We start from the raw sequence: 19,630 nt of genomic DNA, 5'->3' as shown, positions 1-19,630 counted from the left end.
ACGCCTCGCACATCGCCCGCGGTCAGGTGACACACGCGGTCACACCGGGATGCGCACGCCCGTCTCGGCGGTGAACCGGTCGGATGCGAAGCGGACGCGACCAGCGACCACGGTCGCGGCGGCCGTGCCTTCCCCGGCCGTCGCGAGGTGCTCGAGCGTGTCGTCCACCGCTCCGACGGGGACGTCGAGGAAGGCGAGGTCGGCGAGCGCCCCGACGGCGAGGTATCCGGTGCGGTCGGGCCCGGTGTCGATGCCCATCGCGTGGGCGCCGCCGAGGGTCGCCGCCCGCACGAGCCGTGCGGAGAGGTCGCGGTTCGCATAGCCCTGCCCGCGCGCGATGCGGTGCAGTGCGGCGACGTCGGCCCACGGGTCGAGCGACGGCGACGACGACAGCGAGTCGGTGCCGACGGCGATCGCGTTGCCCTCCACGAGATAGGCGGCGACCGGCGGCTCGTCGAGTCCGATCACGGCGTTCGAGCGGGGGCAGAGCGCGACCGCCGTGCCCCGCGCACGCAGCAGGGCGCGATCACGAGCGGTCATGTAGACGCCGTGGGCGATGTGGCAGTCGGGGCCGAGCACGCCGAGCTGGTCGACGAACTCCGCCGCCCCCACCCCGATGCCCTCGCCGCGCAGCTCGCGGAAGCTGCCGAGTCGCCGCTCGTGCCACGGGTCTCCGGGCACGTGGTCGCCCTCGCGCTCGAACGCGGCCTCGCCGAGGTGCAGGTGGATGCGCCCGCCCCGCTCGCGCACGATGTCGGGGATCTCCTGCAGCGGCTCGACGTCGAGCGAGTACGGCGCGTGCGGAGAGAGGCCGGTGCCGGGTGGGGTCGGGAGCGCGTCGAGCGCGCGTTCGACCTCGTGTCGGCCGATGCGCGCCCACTCGTCGTTGGTCCAGCTCATCACCTCCCAGTAGGTGATGCCGTGCAGCCCGGCGTCGTGCAGCGCTGTGGCGGCCGCGGCATCCGTCACGATGTCGGCGGCGGCGGTCACGCCGTGCGCCAGCAGGTCGCCGGCTCCGGATGCCGCGGCGGCCGCCCAGTCGTGCGGGTGCGCGTAGAGGCGGTCGAACGCGGCCGCTCAGTCGTCGAAGCCGCGGTAGCGGCCCCGCCCGACCTCGGCCATGCCGGAGTACTGCAGGTGGGTGTGGGCGTTGACGAGGCCGGGCAGCAGCACGCCCGGCCAGCGCACCTCGCGCACCTCGTCCCCGCGGCCTTCGAGCTGTGCACGCACCCAGGCACGGTCGCCGACGTGCCGGATGCGTCCCTGCGAGACCGCCACTGCGCCGTGCCGGATCGGCGGCGCTGTCACGGGCACGACCAGGTCGGCCGTGTAGAAAACGACGGATGTCACGTCCCGCTCCGGTGCGCGAAGCGCGGCGAGCGCCACCCGTCGGCGGCCCTCGCGACACCCACGTCGGGGGCGTCGACGCTCACACCGCGGGCGGCGAGCGCCGCGCGCGCGATGAGGTCGTCGACGGTCGCGGACACGGCGTGAACGCCCGGCGCGGGGCGCGTCGCGAGGAGCTCGCCGAGCGCGGCGAGCTGCACGGCGAAGGAGAGGTCCATGATCTCGATCGGGTTGCCCTCGGCGGCCGTGATGTTCACCGCACCGCCGCCACCCAGCAGCAGCGCGCCTCCCGGGAGCCGGTCGATGCCCGGCGCGACGGGCTCCGCTCCCGGGAGGTCGTCGACCTCGCCGGGCACCCCGCCGGCCACGGCGACGACGGCAGAGCTCTCGGCGATCGCGCGGGGCACCGTGCCGGCACGACCGGTGGCCGAGACCACCAGAGCGCCCGCCGCCCGCTCAGCAAGAGGAGCCACCTCGAACCCGTCGTGGAGCGCGCGAAGCGCCCGCACCGGGTCGACCTCGGCGACCGCCACGTCGGCGCCGAGCGCGCGCAGCACCGCCGCGACGCCCTCGCCGACCGGGCCGTACCCGACCACGACCGCGGGCTGGTCCCGCACCGTACGCCCCACCACGTCGAGCAGGTCGGCGACCGCGAACACGCACGACTGCGCGGTGCCGTAACGGTTGTCGAACCAGGTCTTCGTGCGCGCGTCGTTGACCGCCATCACCGCGGAGCGCAGCAGCCCTGCGTCGGCCATCGCCCGCAGCGGCGCGAGCCCGCTCGTCGTCTCCTCGCAGGCACCGATCCATCCCTCGACGAGCGACGGCTCGAGCTCGTGCGCGAGACGGATGAGGTGGGCACCGTCGTCGAGCAGCACGTCCCACCCCCTCCGCAGGAAGCCCTCGGCGGCGGCCCGTTCCGCGACACCCGACAGCGTCGTGTCCGCCACCACGAGCAGCCCCCGCGCGCGCAGGGCGGCCGCGACATCCGCATCGGTCTCGTCCGGGTGCGCGTACACGCCGACCTCGGCGCCCGCGGCGCGCAGCAGCAGCGCGAGTCGGGCGGTCTTCGGCTCGAGCATCATCGCCACCGCGACGCGCAGGCCCCGCAGGTCGAGCCCCTCGGCGACCCCCGCCGAGACGGTCATGAGTCGTGCGGCGCGGTCGATGCGGGCGTCGGCGTCGACCGCGTCGACGAGCGGCTCGCCGTCGAGCTCGACGACGAGCTCGTGCGGGTCGCTGTGCGGGGAGAGGAGGTCGAGACGGAGGGTGAGGGCGGCGGAGCCGGCGGCATCCCTCGCGCCGAGCGCGCGAATGAGGCGTCTCACCTCGGCGGAGAGCGACGCCCCACCCTCGACGACGTGCACCGACCGTGCCGCGAGGAGCGCGTTCGTGCGGAGGGCGACGGCGCGCACGATACGCTCGGCCCGGGCGGTCTCGTCCACCGCCCCAGCCTAGGGTCGGGGCCCGCCGCGCCCGGAACCGGGCGTCACGAAGCGTTCGTCACGACGTCGTCAACCCGAAGTACTCGAGCTCGGCGTCGTTGAGCATGCGCGACCGGATGAGGAAGCGCATCCCCGTCGGGCCCTCCACGCTGAAGCCGGCGCCACGGCCGGGCACGACGTCGATCGTCAGATGGGTGTACTTCCAGTACTCGAACTGGCTCTCCGACATGAAGACCTCGATCGGCTCGAGGCCCGGGACATCAAGGTCGCCGAGCTTCACGTCGCTCGGACCGGTCATGAACATCCCGATCGGGTAGCACATGGGTGCGCTGCCGTCGCAGCAACCGCCGGACTGGTGGAACATCAGCGGGCCGTGCTGCTCGGTCAGCTGCCGCAGCAGGGATGCCGCGGCATCCGTCACATCGACGCGGTGATAGGTGCCGATACGGACCATCGTGATCTCCTCTCCGAGATCGTGTCCTCCGAGTGTGCGCCCGCCGCCGCCCGGAGGGAAGACCGGGACGACGGCGGGCGACGGATCCGCGGGGCTCCCGGAGGAGTGGGGAGCCCCGCATCCATCGGCTTAGAAGAAGCCCATGGCCCCTTCCGCGTAGCTGACCAGGAGGTTCTTGGTCTGCTGGTAGTGGTCGAGCATCTGAGCGTGGTTCTCGCGTCCGATGCCCGACTGCTTGTAGCCACCGAAGGCGGCGTGAGCCGGGTACTGGTGGTAGGTGTTCGTCCAGACGCGACCGGCCTCGATGGCGCGACCGGCACGGTAGGCGGTGTCGATGTTGCGGCTCCAGACACCGGCGCCCAGGCCGTACAGCGTGTCGTTGGCGATCGAGATGGCGTCGTCGAAGTCGTCGAACGAGGTGACCGAGACGACCGGACCGAAGATCTCCTCCTGGAAGATCCGCATGTCGTTGGTGCCCTCGAACACGGTCGGCGCCACGTAGAAGCCGCCCGACAGGTCGCCGCCGAGGTCGACGCGCTCACCACCGGTGAGCAGCTTCGCGCCGCCCTCCTGGCCGATCTGGATGTAGGACAGGATCTTCTCGAGCTGGTCGTTCGACGCCTGCGCACCGATCATGGTGTTCGGGTCGAGCGGGTTGCCCTGGATGATCTTGCTGACGCGCTGCAGGCCGTCACCGAGGAACTGGTCGTAGATCGAGCGCTGGATGAGCGCGCGCGACGGGCAGGTGCAGACCTCGCCCTGGTTCAGGGCGAACAGCGTGAAGCCCTCGAGCGCCTTGTCGTAGAAGCTGTCGTCACGGGTGGCGACGTCCTCGAAGAACAGGTTCGGGCTCTTGCCTCCGAGCTCGAGCGTGACCGGGATGAGGTGCTGCGACGCGTACTGCATGATCAGGCGGCCCGTGGTGGTCTCACCCGTGAAGGCGACCTTGCGGATGCGCTTGTGCTGCGCGAGCGGCGCGCCCGCCTCGATGCCGAAGCCGTTGACGATGTTGACGACACCGGCGGGGATGAGGTCGCCGATGATCTCGAACAGGAACAGCAGCGACGCCGGGGTCTGCTCGGCGGGCTTGATGACCACGCAGTTGCCGGCGGCGAGCGCGGGGGCGAGCTTCCACGCTGCCATGAGGATCGGGAAGTTCCACGGGATGATCTGCGCGACCACGCCCAGCGGCTCGTGGAAGTGGTACGCGACCGTGTTCTCGTCGATCTGGCTGATGCCGCCCTCCTGGGCCCGCAGCACGCCGGCGAAGTAGCGGAAGTGGTCGACGGTCAGCGGGATGTCCGCGGCGAGCGTCTCGCGCACCGGTTTGCCGTTGTCCCAGGTCTCGGCGACGGCGATCTTCTCGAGGTTCTGCTCGATGCGGTCGGCGATCTTGTTGAGCAGGTTGGCGCGCTCGGTGGTGCTGGTCTTCTTCCAGCTCTCGAACGCCTTCCACGCGGCATCCACCGCGCGATCGATGTCCTCGCTGGTGCCGCGCGCGACCTCGGTGAACGGCTTGCCGTTGACAGGCGAGATGTTCTCGAAGTACTGGCCCTTGACGGGCTCTACCCACTCGCCGCCGATGTAGTGGCCGTAGCGGGGGCGGTAGTCGGCGATCGAGCCACGCTGTCCGGGGGCTGCGTAGACGCTCGAGACGCCATCTTCGACGATGGTCATGGTGTCTCCTTCGACGGGTCATGAACCGAGGTCGGCGTCGGTGCCGCCTCGTTGCCGTCGAAGCTAGGTCGCGCCACGTTGCATCACGTTGCGCGGCGCGGATCAGCCCTCTTCGAGCCGCTCGATGCGCGCCACGAGTCCCGCGCGCTTGGGCGAGCGGGCCGGCAGCATCTCGAGGCACAGCCGCAACAGCTCGCCGTCGGCGGACCCCGTCTCGGTGTCGGCGAAGGCCAGCAGCACGTCGACGCTCGCCTCGCTCATGAGCGCTTCGCGCAGCGCCGTGCGCACCGAGTCGCGGAACTCCTCGACCCCGGGTGCGGTCGATTCGGGCAGCACGTCGCCGCGGTACGCCGAGAGCGCGACACGGTGCGCGCCGCGGTCGAGCAGCGACAGCAGCTGCTGCGCGTCGGTCTCGAGCCCTCCGCCGAGCCGGTAGGGACGGGACTCGGGCACGAGATGCGGCGCAGACTTCTCGAGCACCTTGCGCAAGCGCACGATCTCGGCCCGAAGCGTCACGGATGCCTCGGGGTCGCCGTAGACGAGTTCGCTCAGCCGCTCGGCCGACAGACCCTGCCGGTGGGTGGCGAGCATGAGCATGATCTCGGCGTGGCGCACCGAGAGCTCGAACACGGTGACCGACTGGTCGGCGGCGGTCTCGAGCAGCGCGCGGTCGCGGCCGAGCACCCGCAGTGTGGTGCGGCCGGTGACCGCGGGCTGGGTGCGAGAGCGGCGGGTGCGGGCGGGCTGCTCGGCGCGGGCTCGCAGGCGCGAGAGCAGCAGTTCGCCCTCGACGGCCCGCGCGGTCGCGTCGACCAGGAGCTTGGCTTGAGGAGTGACGACGACGTCGGTGCCGGTGACGTCGATGACGCCGAGCAGACGTCTCGTCTCGGGGTCGTGCACGGGCGCGGCCGTGCACGACCAGCCCTGCACGAGACGGTTGAAGTGCTCGGCGCCGCGGATCTGCACCGACTGGTCGAGCATGAGGGCGGTGCCGGGAGCGGCGGTGCCCATGGCCTCCTCCGACCACGTGGCGCCGGCGACGAAGCCCATCTCGCCCGCACGCAGTCGCAGACGTCGATCGCCCTCGACCCACAGCAGTCTTCCGGCGGCATCGCCGACGGCGACGACCACGCCGGAATCCTCGGAGACGCCGGGGATGAGGAGCGTGCGGATCATGTCGATCGCACCCGCAAGGGGATGCTCGTGCCGCAGCCGATCGAGTTCGTCGGCGGGGATGCCGATGGGCGGCAGGTCTTCGACGCCGACGAGACGGTCGAGCGAGCGGCGCCAACTCTCGCGCACCATGCCGCGCACGTTCCGCACGCGGTCGTCGTCCGAGTTGCCGCGCACGAACTCCTCGTGCGCGCGCTCGATGATCAGACGGGATGCCGCGGGTACGACCGGCAGGTCCTCGGTCCAAGGGGACGTCATTCGCGCCCTCCGATCGACGATGAAACGGGGGTCGCCCTCAGTGTAGACATCGGGCGCGACGCGCGGCAGGGTTCGTGGGAATCCCGCAGGTTCGCGGCGCCCGCGACGCTCATGGCCGCGCGGGGGCGACGAGGTAGGAGCTCGCCCAGCGTCCGAGGTCGTCGAGGATCGGGCTGATGCGGGTGCCCGCCTCGGTGAGCGCGTAGCTGACGGTGACGGGCGGGCCGGGTTCGACGGAACGGCTCACGAGTCCCGCCTCGGCGAGCTCGCCCAACCGGTCGGAGAGCATGGCGTCGCTGACGCCGATGGCCCGGCGGATCGCGACGAACGACGTCGGTCCCGCCCCGAGCACGCTCAGGATCATGCCGTTCCAGCGCTTGCCGAGGATCGAGAACGCGAGCGACACCGCCGCGTCGCACGCGTGGGTGTCGTGGTCCTCGGCCATGCCCCCATGGTAGCGGTGCTACACTCCGGAAAGTCGCTCTAATTTCCATAGCGACTACGAGAATGATCGGAGTGTCATGTCGCTGTTCCGTCTGGATGCCAGCATCCTCCCCGCCACCTCTGCGAGCCGCGCGCTCGGAGACATCGTCGAGGCGGAGTGGACCGCCGCGCACCCCGATCGCGGCGTCGTGCGCCGGGATCTCGCCACGGCGCCCATTCCCGCGACCGCCTGGCCCGCCGCGGTCACCGCGAAGTTCACCCCCGAGGCCGACCGCAGTCCTGAGCAGGTCGAGGCCGTCGCCCTCGCCACCCGTCTCGCCGACGAGCTCATCTCGGCCGACGCCCTGCTGTTCACCGTGCCGCTGTACAACTTCGGCGTCTCGCAGCACGTGAAGACCTGGTTCGACCTGGCCTACACCGATCCCCGCATCGACCCGCAGGGCACCGCTCTGCAGGGCAAGCCCGCCGTACTCGCGACCGTGCTCGGCGGCAACTACGGCGAAGGCACGCCGAAGGAGGGCTGGGACCACTCCACCGGGTGGCTCGAGCGCGTCTTCGCGGATGTCTGGGGGCTCGACCTGCGCGTCGTGACGCGTCCGTTCACCCTCGTCGGCGTGAACCCGGCGCTCGACGCCTTCAGCGACCTCGCCGCCGACCTCAAGCAGCAGGCCGAGGAGTCCGCGCGCGCCCACGGCCGCGACATCGCCAGCGCCGCGTGACCGCCGTGGTGGGTCGCCCTACGCCCGGGCGGCCCACCACTCGAGAAGGCGCTGCTCCGCGGCATCCGCACCGATGACGCCCTCGTCGAGACGCACCTCCAGCAGGTAGCGGTAGGCCTCGCCGACCTCACGGCCGGGGCCGATGCCCAGCACCTCCTGGATGCGGTTGCCGTCGAGCTCGGGCCGGATCGCGTCGAGCTCCTCCTGCGCCGCGAGCTGGGAGATGCGCGCCTCGATGTCGTCGTACGCCGCCGCCAGCCGCGCCGCCTTGCGCTTGTTGCGGGTCGTCACGTCGGCGCGGGTGAGGATATGCAGACGCTCGAGCTCTTCGCCCGCATCGCGCACGTACCGGCGCACGGCCGAGTCCGTCCATGCCCCCTCGGCGTAGCCGAAGAAGCGCAGGTGCAGCTCGATGAGCCGCGCCACCACCGTCATCGTGTCGCTATCGAAGCGCAGGTCGCGAAGGCGGGCGCGCGCAAGGCGGGCGCCCTTCACGTCGTGGTGGTGGAAGGTGACCCCGCCGCCCGGCTCGAGCCGGCGCGTGGCGGGCTTGCCGATGTCGTGCAGCAGGGCGGCGAGCCGCAGCGGCACATCGGGCTCGGCATCGGGATGCCGCGACCGTTCGAGTGCGATCGCCTGCCGCAGCACCGTCAGCGAGTGCTCGTAGACATCCTTGTGGTGGTGGTGCTCGTCGACCTCGAGGCGCAACGCCGGCACCTCCGGCAGGAACTCCGCGAGCAGACCGGTCTCGACCAGCAGACGGATGCCCCGCACGGGATCGTCCGACGCCAACAGCCGAACGAGCTCGCCCTGCACGCGCTCGGGGCTCACGATCGCCAGCGTCGCCGTGAGCCCGGCGATCGCCTCGCTCGTCTCGGGGGCGACGGCGAAGCCCAGCTGCGAGGAGAACCGGGCGGCGCGCAGCATCCGCAGCGGATCGTCGCCGAAGCTCACCCGCGGGTCGATCGGGGTGCGCAGCACGCCCGCGACCAGGTCCTCCACACCCCCCGAGGGGTCGACGAGCGCCCGCTCGGGCACGCGCAGCGCCATCGCGTTGACCGTAAAGTCGCGGCGCACGAGGTCGTCGTCGAGCACGTCGCCGAAGGCGACCACGGGCTTGCGGGTCGCCCCGTCGTAGCTGTCGGCGCGGTACGTCGTGATCTCGACCTGCTCGCCCTGTACGCGCGCGCCGATCGTGCCGAACGCCCGCCCGATGTCCCACTGGGCGGTGGAGATCGGCGTGACGATCCGCAGGATGTCATCGGGCCGCGCGTTCGTGGCGAAGTCGAGGTCGTGCGTCGGGCGGCCAATCAGCGCATCGCGCACCGGGCCGCCCACGATCGCCAGCTCGAACCCTGCGGCGGCGAACGCGTCGGCGACGCGGACCACGACCGGTGACGCGGCGAGTGCGGCCAGGCGCGCGACACCGTCGGCCATGTTGAGCATGCCGACGAGCCTATCCGGCGGGATCGGCCGGCTCGGGGCCGTCGAACCCGAGGAAGCCCGTCACGACGAGCTCCCTCACCCGCGGCAGCAGGTCCGCGGCGAGCGCGTCGGGGTCGACCTCGAGGAGGTCGGCGATCGCCGCGACGAGCACACCCACCGCGAGGTCGCCGTCGCACGCGCCGACGAGGGCGGCGAGCCCCGGATCGACCACGAGCGCCCGCTGGAAGCCGGCGCCCTGGCGCAGCTCGATGACCGTCGGCGCCTCCTCGCCGGGGCGGTGATGCCGCGCGTCGGTGACATCCGGGGCGACGTGCAGCACGCTCGCGGCGAGCTGCGCATCGGTGAGCGCCGCGAGCCTGTCGTGGGCGGCGAGGGAGGCCGCCAGGTGCGGTCCGAGCGCGTGGTCGATGGGCTGCGGCATCCGCTCGTAGCGGGCGAGTGTGGGCACGCCCGTGGCCCGGCGCAGCAGCAGATAGCCGAACCCCACGGCGGTCACGCCGCGGTCGGCGAAGTCGTCGAGCCAGGCGCCCACGAGGCGGGCGTAGTCGTCGCCGCCCGGAGCCGACCCGCCGTCACGCACCCACAGCTGCGCATACGCGAGCGGGTCCAGCTGCTCGCGCTCGACGATCCAGGCGTCGAGCGGGACCGGACTCGCCGCCACCCAGGCCCGCACGCGCTCGAGGCCGTCCTCGCCGTCGCGGTACTCCCAGTTGCCGAGCAGCTGGGCCACTCCGCCGGGCGTGAGCACCTCCCCGACCCCCCGCACGACGGCGGCCACGAGATCATCGCCCGCGAATCCGGCGTCGCGGTACTCGTAGGCCGGAACGCCCGCGACACGGGGCGTGATCACGAACGGCGGGTTGGAGACGACCCGGTCGAACTGCTCGCCCGCGACGGGCTCGAACAGACTCCCCGCCCGCAGCTCGACCGCCACGTCCCCTGCGAGCGCCGCGTTCAGGGCGGCGAACCGCAGGGCGCGGCTCGAGACATCCGTCGCCACCACGCGGTCCGCATACCGCCGCGCCCGCAGCGCCTGGATGCCGCACCCCGTGCCGATGTCGAGCACGGATGCCGCGGCCGCCGGCAGCTGCAGCGACGCGAGCGTGAGCGAGGCACCCCCGACGCCCAGCACGTGATCGGGGGCGAGCTCTCCGCCGAGGGCCGCCTCGTCGAGATCGCTCGCGATCCACCATTCGACCTCGCCGCGACCGTCGGCGAAGGCCTGCGGGCGTACGAGGGCGGTCGCGACGACGACCTCTCCGGCGACCTGCACGAGGTCGAGCGCGATGAGCCCGGCCACGCCGCACGCGGGGAACGCGGCCTCCACCTCGGCGACGGATGCCGCAGCCCCCACGCCGAGCAGGCGGCACACGACCGCGAGCGGGTCGGTGCGTCCCTCGAGCGCCGCGAGGGCGGGGCCGCGCAGCCCCTGCCCGATGGCCCGATCGGGCAGGTCGCCCCACGCGGCGCGCACGGCGTCGGTGCGGTAATCCGCGGCATCCAGATCCCGGGCGAGGGCCGCCGCCGCGGCGGTGTCTATGGAGACGGTCACCCGTCCATTCAACCGCGCGCGGGCGTCCGCTCGCCGCCTTCCCCGCGAGGCTCGGGGATGCCACAGCACCCGCCCGTAGAATCGCAGCCGACGTGCGCGTGGACCGCACCGACCTCTCTTATGACTGCGAAGCACACCTCGGCGGGGGACGCCCCCCGCGCACGCGCGCTCCTGCGTCGGGCGCTGCGCGCGGGCGCCGCGGTGCTGGCCGCCGCCGTGCTGCTCGCCCCTGCGGCACCGGCCGCCGCCGACACACCGTCGCCGTCACCGTCCGCGTCGCCGACCGGCACCGTCGCACTCACGCTCTCCCCCGCACAGGACGGACTCTTCCGCCCGGGCGAGTCGCTGGCAGCGTCCATCGTCCTCTCGAACACGACCGGTGCCGCCGTCGACGGCGGAGTCGCAACCCTCAGCATCGGGAGCGCGCCGTTCACGAGCCGCGCCGAGCTGTCGCGGTGGCTGTCGGGAACCGCGGATGCCACGACGCCGGCCGTGCTCGGAGCCACCGACCTCGGCACCACCGCGGAAGGTCAGACCGAATCGGCTTCACTCGTCATCGATCCGACCACCAGCGCGATCGCGACTCTCGCCGCGGGCGTGTACCCGGTGCGCGTGACCCTCGGCTCGTACGACGCCCGATCGGTCATCACCGTGCCGGACGCGACGACGGCCTCGGTCGCGCTCGTCGTGCCCATCAGCGCGGGCCCGCAATCCACCGCCGTGATCCCCGCCGACCGGCTCGCCACGCTGACCGCCACCGGCGGGCTGCTCGACGCGGAGCTCACTGCTGTCGCCGGAACCGCGGCGGTCCTCGCCGTCGACCCCGCCGTCGTCGCCTCGATCCGCGTGCTCGGCTCGTCGGCGCCGGCCAGTGCGCGCGCATGGCTGCAGCGGCTGATGACCCTGCCGAACGAGCGCTTCGCCCTGCAGTACGGCGATGCGGATGTCGCCACCCAGCTCGAGGCGGGACTGTCCCGCCCGCTCGCGCCGACCTCGCTGGCCGCCTACCTCGACCCGAAGAACTTCGGCAGCACCTCCCCCTCCCCGACGCCGACAGGCGGCCCGACGCCGACGCCGAGCGCGAGCGGCTCGACGACGTCGACGCTGCCGACGCTCTCCGAACTGCTGGCGATCGGGCCGTCCGACCCCTCGATCTACTGGGCACCCTCGGGCCTCAGCGACGCACAGACCGTCTCCGAGCTGAGATCGAGCGACGCTGCGGCGGTGTCCCTCGTGTCCTCCGTGAGTACGACCACGGGGGCGGACAACGCCACCGTCTCCGCGTCCGGCACCGTCGACGCGGCGCCCGTCGTGGTCTACGACGGCGAGATCTCATCCGCCCTCGGTCTCGCTGCCGCCACGGGTGACGCCAACCTGCGGGGCGCACCGCTGGCCGCGGCATCCGCCGCCCTCTTCTTCGCCGCGCACGACGCGTCGGGCTCCCCTCTCGCCGTCGTCGTCGACCGCACCGCCACCCGGTCAGCGGCCGGGGTCGGCGCTGCGGTCGCCGCCGTCACCGGGGGATCCGGGATCTCCCTCACCTCGCTCAGCGGCCTGATCAGCACCTCGGGAACTCCGCGCGCACTCGCGACCTCGACCATCGACGCGGCCCGGACGAGCGCAGTGACCTCGCTGCAGTCGCAGGCCGCGTCGATCGCGCAGTTCGCCACCGTGTTGAGCTCGCCCGCCCTGCTGACAGGTCCCGAGGACGCGGCGGCCCTCCAGCTCCTCGGCGGCTCGTGGCTGTCGGACCTCGACGGCTGGAAGGCAGCCCTGTCCGACCATGCCGCGGCCACGGCGACAACGCTCGGCTCGGTCGACATCACGCCCACCAGCAACGTGAACCTCTTCGCGAGCGGTGCGAACCTGTGGTTCGCGGTGCGCAACGATCTGCCCTATCCGGTCGACGTCACGCTCTACGCCACCCCGAACGACGTGCGCCTCGACGTCGACGCACGCGTTGAGGTGCACGCCGAGGCCTCGAGTGTGACGCGCGTCGAGGTACCTGTTCGGGCGCGCCTGGGCAACGGAGACGTGCGTATCGCGCTGCAGTTGCGCAGCGCGTCCGGGGTCGCGGTCGGCACCGCCCAGACGGTGGATGTCGCGGTGCGCGCGGACTGGGAGAACATCGGCCTCGTCGTGATCAGCGTGCTGGTGGCCGCGTTCATCGGCCTCGGCGTCATCCGTATGGTCCGCCGACGCCGACGCCTCTCGCGCCCGACAGCGACGACCGCCGGAGACGACGCAACCGACGCGACCGCTGATCCGGCGACCGGCGATCCGGCGACGACGGATGCCGCGGCCCCGGCCGACCCGAAGGACGCTCCGTGACCTCGTTCGGCCGCGCCAGCCTGCTGATCGGCGCCGGAACCGTGATCTCCCGACTGTCCGGATTCGTGCGCTCCATCGTGCTCGTGGCCGCGCTCGGTTCGGTCGGAAGCCGCGCCGCCGACGCGTTCTCGACGGCCAATCAGCTGCCGAACAACATCTACGCGATCATCTCGACGGGCATCATCACCGCCGTCGTCGTTCCGCAGATCGTGAAGGCGGCGAGCCACGCCGACGGCGGCCGTGCGTTCGTCTCCAAGCTGTTCACCCTCGGCACGACCGTGCTGCTGGGCGCCACGGCGCTCGCGATGGTGTTCGCCCCGCTGCTGGTCGTCGCGTACGCGCCGAACTACACCCCCGATCAGATGGCCCTCGCGACCGCGTTCGCCTACTGGTGCCTGCCGCAGGTGCTCTTCTACGGCCTCTATGCGCTCCTCGGCGAGACGCTCAACGCCCGCAACGCCTACGGTCCGTTCACGTGGGCGCCGATCATCAACAACGTCGTCTCGGTGGCGGGCTTCGGCGCGTTCATCGCGCTGTTCGGCCCGCAGACCGAGGTCACCGGCTGGACGCCCGGCATGGTGACGGTGATCGGCGCGACCGCCACCGGCGGTGTCGTCGCCCAGGCGATCGTGCTGCTGCTGTTCTGGCGGGGGGCGGGACTGAGCCTGCGCCCCGACTTCCGCTGGCGCGGGGTCGGTCTTCGCCACATCGGACGCCTCGCGGGCTGGACGTTCCTCATGGTGCTCGTGGGGCAGGCGGCCGGGCTCATCCAGTCGCAGCTGCTGTCCGCGGCATCCGGCTACGGCCCCGCCGCGACGACGTCGCAGAACATGTGGCTGCTGTTCATGCTGCCGTACTCGGTGATCGTGGTCTCGATCGGAACCCCCTACTTCACGCGGTTGAGCGAGCAGGCGCACGCCGGCAACATCGACGCGGTGCGCGTCGATGTGGGCCGCAGCATCACGATGCTCGGCCTGTTCATCGTGCTCGCCACCGCGGCGCTCGCGGCGGCGGCCATCCCCGCGGCCCGCATCTTCACCGATTCAGATGCGGACGCCCCCGCGGCGGCATTGATGCTGCTGTGCTATCTCGCCGGTCTCATCCCGATGTCGGTGCTCTACATCGTGCAGCGATCGTTCTACGCGTTCGACGACACCCGCACACCCTTCCTGTTCACGCTGCTGCAGGCGGTGCTGGTGGTGCTCACGGCATTCATCGCCTCGTGGACGCTCCCCCGGGAGTATCTGGGCGCCGGCATCGCACTGGGCCAGTCGTTCGCCATGCTCGTGCAGGTCATCGCCGGGGGCATCCTGCTGCGGCGCAAGATCGGCGACCTGCGGGCACGGGTCTGGCTCGGATCGCTCGCCCGCTTCGGCATCGCGGCCATCCCCGCGGGCCTCGCCGGCTACGGGGTGTTCCTGCTCGCCGGCGGTGTGCACGGCTGGATGGTCTCGGGGCAGATCCTGGGGGCTGTCGGAACAGCCGTGGTGGGGCTCTCGGCCACCGTCGTGTACGTGCTCGCCCTGGCGGTGCTGCGCGCGCCCGAGCTCGGCCCGGGCATCGCCCTCGTACGGCGGATCGTGCGTCGCTGACGGCCCCTCGCGGAATGTCCCACGGCTACCATGTGTTGACCGGTAGTGGCTGCGAGAGACATCCCCGCGGCCGATCGACAAGGAGAGTCCCCACGTGAGCAAGCTCATCATCATCGGATCGGGCCCCGCCGGATTCACCGCCGCCATCTACGCGGCGCGCGCCGAGCTGTCGCCCGTGCTGTTCGCCTCCTCCGTCGAGGTCGGCGGCGAGTTGATGAACACCACTGAGGTCGAGAACTTCCCCGGGTTCCCGGAGGGCATCCAGGGCCCGGAGCTCATGGCCAAGCTGCAGGAGCAGGCCGAGAAGTTCGGCACCACCGTGCGCTACGACGACGTCACCGCGCTCGACCTCTCCGGTGACGTCAAGCGCGTCACCCTCGGCAACGGCGCCGTGGAAGAGGCCGACGCGGTGATCTTCGCGACCGGCTCCGCCTACCGCAAGATCGGCATCGAGGGTGAGCAGCGCCTCTCGGGCCACGGCGTCTCGTACTGCGCGACCTGCGACGGGTTCTTCTTCCGCGAGCGCACCATCGCCGTCGTCGGCGGCGGCGACTCGGCGATGGAGGAGGCCACCTTCCTTACCCGCTTCGCGTCGAAGGTCTACGTGATCCACCGTCGCGAGGAGCTGCGTGCATCGAAGATCATGCAGCAGCGCGCCTTCGCCGACCCGAAGATCGAGTTCGTCTGGAACAGCGAGGTCGTCGACATCCTGGGTGAGGACTCGGTGTCGGGCGTGGTACTCCGCTCCACCGTCGACGGGTCGACTCGCGAGCTCCCCCTCGAGGGCGTGTTCGTCGCGATCGGAAACGACCCGCGCACCCACCTCGTGCACGACCAGCTGCGACTGACCGACGCCGGCACGGTGTGGGTGGATGGCCGGTCGTCGCGCACGTCCATCACGGGCGTGTTCGCCGCGGGCGACGTGATCGACCCGACCTACCGCCAGGCCGTGACCGCGGCGGGAAGCGGCACGGTCGCCGCCCTCGACGCCGAGCACTTCCTCGCCTCCCTGGACGACGCCGGTGCGCTGGCCGCCGACGCCGACCAGATCGAAGAGCTCCCGGTCGCCTGAGCGACGGGAACAATCCGTTCGCGCACGGCGTTCGAACACTCAGCAGACTTCCTAAGGAGAAACCCCATGACTGCCACCGCCACCAGCTCCAAGACGTGGACCGAAGACGTCCTGCAGGCCGACGGCCCTGTGCTCGTCGACTTCTGGGCCGCCTGGTGCGGTCCGTGTCGCATGGTCGCCCCGATCCTCGACGAGATCGCGAGCGAGCACCAGGGCAAGATCACGATCCTCAAGCTCAATGTCGACGAGAACCCCGACCTCGCGATGAAGTACCAGATCACCTCGATCCCCGCCCTCAAGGTCTTCGAGGCCGGCGAGGTCAAGAAGACGATCATCGGCGCCAAGCCGAAGGTCGCGCTCGAGCAGGATCTCGCCACCTTCCTCGCCTGAGCGAGACGCCTCACGAGAGGCCCGGATGCCGCGGCATCCGGGCCTCTCGTCGTCTTCGTCCTCGAACGGCGTGGGCGGAGCCCGTGGCAGCGGCGGTAGGGACGGCGCAGTGAAGGTCGCGTACGTCAGCCGTGTCGCGGGGCAGATGCGCGAGACGAGGAGCCGTCAGGACGCGTCGCGCACGACCGCATCCCAGCGGCGGTGGGTGTTCGCCTCTCCGAGAAGCCGCCAGACCGCACGGGTGAGCGGTGGGTAGTCGAGCGCGATCTGACGCAGCACGCGGTAGTGGCGGGCGGCGGTGGGCTTGCCCCCGCCGGCCTCGGCGATGTTCTCCGCCCGCAGCATGAACACGACCAGCTCGTCGACCGTGGGCAGGTCCTCCATGAAGTCCCAGGGGTCCTCGCCGTCGCGAAGCCGTTCCTCCACGAGCACCGACAGCTCATCCGCGGCCTCGGCGCGCAACAGCTCGAGGCTGGCGCGACGGGCTCCGTCGGTGGCTCGGGCGTCGGTCACCCATCCAGCCTACGTGCCCGCCGGTGAGGGTCGGGCCGGATGCCGCGGCTCAGCCCGCGAACCCCTCCTCGCCCAGTTCCGCCAGGATCCGATTCAAGTCCTGGATGGTGGCGAAATCTATGCTGATCTGGCCTTTTCTCGCGCTCAGACTGATCTTCACGCGCGTGTCGAGACGGTCGCCCAGTCGACTCGCGACCTCATCGAGGTGCCCCCGCCGAGCCCCCGCCTTGGGCGCCGGGCGTCGAGGTGCGGGCGAGTTCTTGGCTGCCGCTTCGGCGGCGCGCACCGAGAGATCCTCGTTCACGATCTTGTCGGCGAGCCGCGCCATCGCGTCTGTGTCGTCGAGTGACAGGATCGCCCGCGCGTGTCCCGCGCTGAGCACACCGGCCGCCACCCGCTGCTGCACCGGCACGGGAAGGCGGAGCAGCCGGATCGTGTTGGAGATCTGCGGCCGTGAGCGGCCGATGCGCTGGGACAGCTGCTCCTGCGTGATGCCGAAGTCTTCAAGCAGCTGCTGGTAGGCCGATGCCTCCTCGAGGGGATTCAGCTGCGAACGGTGCAGGTTCTCGAGCAGTGCGTCGCGCAGCAGATCCTCGTCGGCCGTCTCGCGCACGATCGCCGGGATCGAGTCCAGGCCCGCCTCTCTGGCGGCACGAGTGCGACGCTCTCCCATGATGAGCTCGTACGAGCCGTCCACCTCGCGCACGATGACGGGCTGCAGCACGCCGAACTCCCGCACCGAGTGCACGAGCTCCGCCAGGTCCTGCGGGTCGAACACGGTGCGCGGCTGGCGCGGGTTGGGCTGGATCTCGTTCGGGTCGATGCGGATCAGCCGCGCACCGGGAACGGCGATGAGCTCGGGCTCGGAGGCCGGCGGGGTATCCGCGGTCGAGGTCGTGGGCTGCTCGGGGAAGAAGACATCGACGGGGCGTGCCTCGCTGGGCTCGCTCGTCGGGATGAGGGCTCCGATCCCCCGCCCGAGTCCGGTGCGCTTGGCCATCATCGGCCCCCTTCCCGCTCGACGCCGCGCGCGAGCATCTCGACGGCGGCCTCGCGGTAGGCCACCGCGCCGGCCGACTGCACGTCATACGCGATGACGGTCTGTCCGAAGCTCGGTGCCTCACTCACCCGCACCGATCGCGGGATGACAGTCGTGAGCGTCTCGCCTGCAAAGTGGGTACGCACGTCGTCGGCGACCTCTCCCGACAGACGGGTGCGTGCGTCGAACATCGTCAGCAGGATCGTCGAGACGTGCAGCCGGGGGTTGAGGTGCTTCTGGATCATCTCGACACTGCCCATCAGCTGGCCGAGGCCCTCAAGCGCGTAGTACTCGCACTGGATGGGAATGAGCACCTCGGATGCCGCGGTGAACGCGTTGATCGTGAGCAGTCCGAGCGAGGGCGGGCAGTCGATGATGACGAAGTGGGGAGCGTCGGTCGTGGCAGCGAGGTAGGTCTCGAGCGCGGTACGCAGTCGGTGCTCGCGAGCGACGAGCGAGACGAGCTCGATCTCTGCGCCGGCGAGGTGGATCGTGCTCGGCGCGCACTGCAGGAGGTCGGATTCGGGACTCGACTGGACCACGTCCGCGAGCGGGAAGTCATCGATCAGCACGTCGTAGATGCTGGGCGTGTCCGCCGAGTGCGGGATTCCGAGCGCGGTCGAGGCGTTGCCCTGGGGATCGAGGTCGATGACGAGCACGCGAGCGCCGACGTGTGCGAGCGCCGCAGCCAGATTCACCGCGGAGGTCGTCTTGCCGACCCCCCCTTTCTGGTTCGACACCGTGATGATCCGGGTCGCCGTCGGAAGCGTGACCGACGCGTGCTCGAGCGCACGTCGGCGGGTCGACAGGTCCGCCAGTTCGCGAGCAAGTGGCGTGTCGTCGAGCGGTGAGTCATCCGACGCGGGGGAATGTTTCACGTGAAACACCTCGGTCTCGGTCATGTCGTCACTCACTCCGTCCACTGTAGCCGCGTGGTCGACACCGCACGTCGGCGGCCTTGCGATGTTTCACGTGAAACATCACGCTCGCGCACGACGCACGGTTCCCCGGAAGACGCGCGTCGGTTCCTCGAGCACACCATCGCCGACCGTGTCGACCCGCGGGTCCGACACGCGAGCAGCAGCGAGCTGCTTGCGGGCCGCGTCGATCTCCGCCGCCACCGACGCGCCCTTGAGGAAGATCAGCTCTCCACCGTCGCGTACGAGCGGAGCCGCGAGAGGGACAAGACCCTTCAGTGCGCTCACCGCACGCGCGGTCACCGCGTCGAAGGACTCTCGGGGAACGTCCTCGGCGCGCGCGCGGAGCACGGTCACGTGCTCCAGTTCGAGGTCGGCGACCTGCTCTGACAACCAGGCCACGCGTCGTTCCATCGGTTCGATGAGAGTCCACGCGACATCCGGGCGCGCGATCGCGAGGACGATCCCCGGCAGACCCGCCCCGGATCCGATGTCCCCGACTTCGGATCCCGTCGCGAACAGGGGTGCCGCGGCCGCGCAGTTCAGCAGATGTCGCGACCAGAGGCGCGCATTCTCGAGGGGACCAAGAAGGCCTCGCAGCTCACCCTCCCGGGCGAGCGAACCGGCGAACCGACGCGCGCGTCCGATCCCGTCACCGAACACCTCGGTCGCATACGCGGGCTCGCGTTCCACATCACCCTGTGGCGATGTTTCACGTGAAACACTCACGCGCGACGCAGCACCGTGTGACGCGCGGCGCCCTCGCCGTAGGACTCGGAGGTGAGCCCGCGCTCGGCGGCGATGTCGTGCACGAGTTTGCGCTCGTAGCTCGACATCGCCGGGAGGGATGCCTGCGACGCGCCGTCGTCGAGTCGGGCGGCGGCTCGTTCGACCAGGGACTCGAGTTCACGGCGACGCGCATCGCGGGAGCCGCCGATGTCGAGGATGAGCCGGGAGTAGCGACCCGTCGCGTTCTGCACCGCGAGTCGGGTCAGCTCCTGCAACGACGCAACGGTGTCCGGCTCGGCGAGTGCGTCGAGGGACGCGTCCGATGCCTCGACCGACACGTATGCACGACCGTTTCGCACATCGAGGGTGAGGTCGCCGTCGATGTCGGCGATGTCGAGCAGCCCCTCGAGGAAGTCCGCAGCAGCGTCACCTTCCTGCTCGAGCTGCTCGACGGTCGCCTCGTCGCGGAGGTCGTCGGAGTTCGCGGTCGTCGTCATCGAGAGTCCTTCGGATAGGGGAGTTGAGGGAGGTC

The 19,630-nt window shown here is 71.2% G+C and carries 18 protein-coding genes and 1 pseudogene; 5 read left to right on the top strand and 14 right to left on the bottom strand.

Annotated elements, in window-relative coordinates:
- Positions 1-39 precede the first annotated feature (39 nt).
- The 7 genes and pseudogenes from BGO15_RS01825 to BGO15_RS01800 form a co-directional block, all read right to left on the bottom strand.
- A pseudogene (locus BGO15_RS01825) lies at positions 40-1,041 on the bottom strand (amidohydrolase family protein); the annotation flags it as partial.
- A 36-nt stretch (positions 1,042-1,077) separates the two neighbouring features.
- Positions 1,078-1,350: an amidohydrolase family protein gene (locus BGO15_RS14780; protein WP_327037325.1), complete on the bottom strand. Its 273-nt coding sequence runs from the start codon at positions 1,348-1,350 to the stop codon at positions 1,078-1,080.
- A complete protein-coding gene (locus BGO15_RS01820) occupies positions 1,347-2,792 on the bottom strand; it encodes an adenosylhomocysteinase (protein WP_056519588.1) in 1,446 nt (481 codons plus the stop codon). The genes BGO15_RS14780 and BGO15_RS01820 overlap by 4 nt, the downstream gene beginning before the upstream one ends.
- 58 nt (positions 2,793-2,850) lie before the next feature.
- Positions 2,851-3,246, bottom strand: coding sequence for a DUF779 domain-containing protein (locus BGO15_RS01815; RefSeq protein WP_056206123.1), 396 nt, complete (start codon positions 3,244-3,246; stop codon positions 2,851-2,853).
- Between the two features lie 129 nt (positions 3,247-3,375).
- The gene (gene exaC, locus BGO15_RS01810; RefSeq protein ID WP_056206124.1) at positions 3,376-4,923 is read right to left on the bottom strand and encodes an acetaldehyde dehydrogenase ExaC; all 1,548 of its coding nucleotides are present in this window, start codon (positions 4,921-4,923) and stop codon (positions 3,376-3,378) included.
- A 102-nt stretch (positions 4,924-5,025) separates the two neighbouring features.
- Positions 5,026-6,354: a GAF domain-containing protein gene (locus tag BGO15_RS01805; protein WP_056519591.1), complete on the bottom strand. Its 1,329-nt coding sequence runs from the start codon at positions 6,352-6,354 to the stop codon at positions 5,026-5,028.
- Between the two features lie 109 nt (positions 6,355-6,463).
- A complete protein-coding gene (locus BGO15_RS01800) occupies positions 6,464-6,799 on the bottom strand; it encodes a winged helix-turn-helix transcriptional regulator (protein WP_045247891.1) in 336 nt (111 codons plus the stop codon).
- 76 nt (positions 6,800-6,875) lie between these two features.
- Here BGO15_RS01800 and BGO15_RS01795 point away from each other — a divergent pair, with 76 nt between their 5' ends.
- Positions 6,876-7,517 (top strand): FMN-dependent NADH-azoreductase, encoded by a 642-nt coding sequence (locus BGO15_RS01795; RefSeq protein ID WP_056519595.1) that lies wholly within the window; start codon positions 6,876-6,878, stop codon positions 7,515-7,517.
- A gap of 18 nt (positions 7,518-7,535) precedes the next feature.
- Here the strand turns inward: BGO15_RS01795 and BGO15_RS01790 are convergent, their stop codons facing one another.
- Complete coding sequence (locus BGO15_RS01790) at positions 7,536-8,963, bottom strand: CCA tRNA nucleotidyltransferase (RefSeq protein ID WP_056519597.1); 1,428 nt, start codon at positions 8,961-8,963, stop codon at positions 7,536-7,538.
- Between the two features lie 10 nt (positions 8,964-8,973).
- Positions 8,974-10,515 (bottom strand): DUF7059 domain-containing protein, encoded by a 1,542-nt coding sequence (locus BGO15_RS01785; RefSeq protein ID WP_056519600.1) that lies wholly within the window; start codon positions 10,513-10,515, stop codon positions 8,974-8,976.
- Between the two features lie 120 nt (positions 10,516-10,635).
- Between BGO15_RS01785 and BGO15_RS01780 the strand changes: the two genes are divergently transcribed.
- The 4 genes from BGO15_RS01780 (at position 10,636) to trxA (ending at position 15,900) form a co-directional block, all read left to right on the top strand.
- Positions 10,636-12,846: a DUF6049 family protein gene (locus BGO15_RS01780; protein WP_056206128.1), complete on the top strand. Its 2,211-nt coding sequence runs from the start codon at positions 10,636-10,638 to the stop codon at positions 12,844-12,846.
- Positions 12,843-14,438 (top strand): murein biosynthesis integral membrane protein MurJ, encoded by a 1,596-nt coding sequence (murJ, locus tag BGO15_RS01775; RefSeq protein ID WP_045247895.1) that lies wholly within the window; start codon positions 12,843-12,845, stop codon positions 14,436-14,438. The genes BGO15_RS01780 and murJ overlap by 4 nt, the downstream gene beginning before the upstream one ends.
- A gap of 94 nt (positions 14,439-14,532) precedes the next feature.
- Positions 14,533-15,510: a thioredoxin-disulfide reductase gene (gene trxB / locus BGO15_RS01770; RefSeq protein WP_056519603.1), complete on the top strand. Its 978-nt coding sequence runs from the start codon at positions 14,533-14,535 to the stop codon at positions 15,508-15,510.
- A gap of 66 nt (positions 15,511-15,576) precedes the next feature.
- Complete coding sequence (trxA, locus tag BGO15_RS01765) at positions 15,577-15,900, top strand: thioredoxin (protein WP_045247897.1); 324 nt, start codon at positions 15,577-15,579, stop codon at positions 15,898-15,900.
- A 165-nt stretch (positions 15,901-16,065) separates the two neighbouring features.
- Here the strand turns inward: trxA and BGO15_RS01760 are convergent, their stop codons facing one another.
- The 5 genes from BGO15_RS01760 to BGO15_RS01740 form a co-directional block, all read right to left on the bottom strand.
- The gene (locus BGO15_RS01760) at positions 16,066-16,413 is read right to left on the bottom strand and encodes a hypothetical protein (protein WP_045247898.1); all 348 of its coding nucleotides are present in this window, start codon (positions 16,411-16,413) and stop codon (positions 16,066-16,068) included.
- 49 nt (positions 16,414-16,462) lie between these two features.
- Entirely contained in the window at positions 16,463-17,413 is a 951-nt protein-coding gene (locus BGO15_RS01755) for a ParB/RepB/Spo0J family partition protein (RefSeq protein WP_082482956.1), read from the bottom strand.
- Entirely contained in the window at positions 17,413-18,354 is a 942-nt protein-coding gene (locus tag BGO15_RS01750) for a ParA family protein (RefSeq protein WP_056519606.1), read from the bottom strand. The genes BGO15_RS01755 and BGO15_RS01750 overlap by 1 nt, the downstream gene beginning before the upstream one ends.
- 78 nt (positions 18,355-18,432) lie before the next feature.
- Positions 18,433-19,062 (bottom strand): 16S rRNA (guanine(527)-N(7))-methyltransferase RsmG, encoded by a 630-nt coding sequence (gene rsmG, locus BGO15_RS01745; RefSeq protein ID WP_048808961.1) that lies wholly within the window; start codon positions 19,060-19,062, stop codon positions 18,433-18,435.
- Positions 19,063-19,094: 32 nt separating this feature from the next.
- Entirely contained in the window at positions 19,095-19,595 is a 501-nt protein-coding gene (locus BGO15_RS01740; RefSeq protein WP_056206134.1) for a Jag family protein, read from the bottom strand.
- Positions 19,596-19,630 lie beyond the last annotated feature (35 nt).

The sequence above is a fragment of the Microbacterium sp. 71-23 genome (assembly GCF_001897265.1).
GTDB classification, from domain to species: Bacteria; Actinomycetota; Actinomycetes; order Actinomycetales; family Microbacteriaceae; genus Microbacterium; species Microbacterium ginsengisoli.
This window is presented reverse-complemented; position numbering and strand designations above follow the sequence as displayed.